We start from the raw sequence: 2653 nt of genomic DNA, 5'->3' as shown, positions 1-2653 counted from the left end.
TGCTAGCGGACACGCCGTTCTCCAGTTGAGCGGCCAGATTTCTCCTGGCTGATGGCCATCAAAATTCCTGGCGTGGCCACTGGGAATCCCGGTGGGTGGCCAGGTCGATCTCCGGGTGGGCGGTCAGGTCAGCGGGATCACTCCACGCCCGGACAGAGCCTCGGCCAGGCGATGGGAGTCGCCGCTGGTCTCCACCAGGTGGGCGTGGTGCATCAGCCGGTCGACGGTCGCGGTGGCGAGCGTCTTGGGCATGATGGTGTCGAAACCCGACGGGTGGATGTTGCTGGTGACCACGACCGAGCGGCGCTCGTAGGCGGCATCGATAACGCGGTAGAACGCCTCGGAGGTCTCGTGGCCGACCGGCAGCAACCCGATATCGTCGATAACGATGACGTCGCTGCGGCAGATGCGGCCGATGGCGCGCGAGACCGATCCGTCGATCTTGGCCCGGCCGACCGTGGCACTGAGGGACTCCAGGGTGAACCAGGCCACCCGCAGGTCTTTTTCGATCGCCAGATGCGACAGTGCCTCAGCGAAGTGGGACTTGCCGGTGCCGGACGGTCCGGCGATCACCAGGTTCTCCGCGCGGCTGACCCATTCCAGCGTCATCAGCGCGTTCTGGGTGGCCTCGTTGATCGTGGAGCCCTCGCGCCGCCAGGAGGAGAAGGTCTTGCCGGAGGGAAAGCCCGCGCTCTTGCGCCGGTTGCGGCGGGTCGCCTGGTCGCGGCCGACGACCTCCTCATTGAGCAGGACGCGCACGACTTCGGCTGGGTCCCAGCGTTGCGCGCGGGCGGTCGCCAGCACCTCGGGCGCCGCTTTGCGGGCGTAAGGAAAACGCATCCGGCGAAACAGGGCCTCCAACTCGGCCGGGACCGGTGGGGCCGCAGGAAGGGTGACACTCACGAGTGATCTCCTTTGACGCTGTTGGTGTTACTGAAGGCAGCCCAGGAAGCGGTGCCGGGCTGGACCGAGTGAGCCTCGTCGACACGGGTGTTTTCACCGGCGTGCTCATGCAACGCGAGGTGGTCGCAGATGGAGGCCAGGTCAGCTTCGGCGAACCGGCCGTTGATCGCGGCCAGTCCGAGCGCCTCATCCACCCGGGCCGCGCCCAGCAGACTGGCCAGCTCGACCGCGCGGGCCATTTTGGTGCGGATCCGCACCACTCCGGTGGCGGCGGCCTCGATCAGCCACGCCTGCGCACCCGGCCCGATCGCCAGGAACGCTTCTTCGGCCTTGGTCCGCGGGCGAGGCCGGGGCGCTTTGGGGCCGTTGCCGCCCTCGTGCTCGGGATAGTGGGCATCGACGATCCGCGGCCGGCCCGGAACCGACAGCCGATGCCGCCACAGTTCCCTCAGACCGTGCTGACCGTGCTGCTCATCGGTGCCGGAGCGGCCGACGATGACCAACTCGTCGCCGTGGACGCGGCACCAGACCGTCTGTCCCTCGTGGCCGGGCGGCACCGAGTAGCGCACATCGCCCCAGCGGACGGTCCGGTCGTCGCAGACCAGGCGCTCGGCGCCGAGCGCGAGCACGTAGGGATCGGCGGGCAGCACGTGCAGGCGAGCGCGTTCCTCGGCCAGCATCTCGATCGGCGGCCGGTGTGTCTCGCGATGGCGGCGGCCGTTGATGTGCTCACTCCAGGCAGCGCACGCGGTCTCCAACTCGGTGAAACTCCCATAGGCGGCGCGAAGGTTGGCATGAGTGGGCACCAGGTCCGCCTTGGCGATCTTCACCGTTGCCTCCACCCCGCCCTTGGACTCAGGATCGAACGGCTCGCAGGTAGTCACCACGCACCCGTAATGCCGCCCCAGCTCGACCATCTGGGGGTGGCGCACCGCGATGCGGGCGATGTGCTCGATCGTGACCGTCTTGGGGTTGTCGGTCAGCAGATACGTCGGCGCCCCGCCCAGCCGCCGCAGCGCCGCGTCCAGGCATGATGTCAACGTGGCCAGCGTCTGATCCCAGGCGGGGATCACCACCCGAAACCGCGACCAGGCCAGCCAGGCACAAAACAGCTGCGTGCGGCGCTCACCGATCCGTGGGCCCTCGCCCCAGTCCCACTGCAGCCACATCCCCGGCTCAGGCACCCAGGGCCGGTAGACGCGCCGCCGTCCGGCCTTCCAGGCCGCCTTGATCTCGGCGACCGCCCGCCGCGTGGTCCGCTCGGACCCGGCGAATCCCATCGCGACCAGGTCTTTGTGCACCACGTCCGCGCGGATCTTCCCTTTCGACCGGTCGACCTTCTCCTCGATCTTCGCTAGGAACGCGTCGATCGCCTTAGGGCGCGGCGTCGGCTGGTGCGGGTTGCCGCCCGCCGCGCGGATCGCGATATACCGGCGCACCGTCTTGGGGTCACACCCCGCCAGTTGCGCCGCCGACCAGGCGCACCCGGTCAGGTCGTAAGCCTCGTAAATCTCCATCAGCTCCATGCCAGACTTCGTCACGGGCCCCCTCCGCGGGTCTGGGGTGCAAGGTCTCGACAACCCGCAACCCAAGCCCCCGCGGAGGGGAACCCAAGCTGTGACACACGGACAAGATCAGGAGATCGGCCTGGCCATTGACCAAGACTTTTGGTGGCCGCCCACCAGGAACCGGTGTCCGTCAGCCGCGACTTTTCTGTCCGCCGATCAAGAGTTCCACGTGACCGCTCTCA

General features: G+C 68.3%; 2 protein-coding genes. Both read right to left on the bottom strand.

Going from position 1 to position 2653, the window contains the following annotated elements:
* Window positions 1-123: 123 nt before the first annotated feature.
* Complete coding sequence (gene istB / locus AB0K21_RS44580) at window positions 124-903, bottom strand: IS21-like element helper ATPase IstB (RefSeq protein ID WP_364159275.1); 780 nt, start codon at window positions 901-903, stop codon at window positions 124-126.
* Window positions 900-2429, bottom strand: a complete 1530-nt coding sequence (gene istA, locus AB0K21_RS44575; RefSeq protein ID WP_364159272.1) for an IS21 family transposase — start codon at window positions 2427-2429, stop codon at window positions 900-902. Before istA ends, istB begins: the two co-directional genes overlap by 4 nt.
* Window positions 2430-2653: the final 224 nt, after the last annotated feature.

The sequence above is a fragment of the Streptosporangium sp. NPDC049248 genome (genome assembly GCF_040678965.1).
In the GTDB taxonomy this organism is placed as follows: domain Bacteria; phylum Actinomycetota; class Actinomycetes; order Streptosporangiales; family Streptosporangiaceae; genus Streptosporangium; species Streptosporangium fukuiense.
The sequence above is the reverse complement of the archived record's forward strand: the minus strand, read 5'-3'. Positions and strand labels throughout refer to the sequence as shown.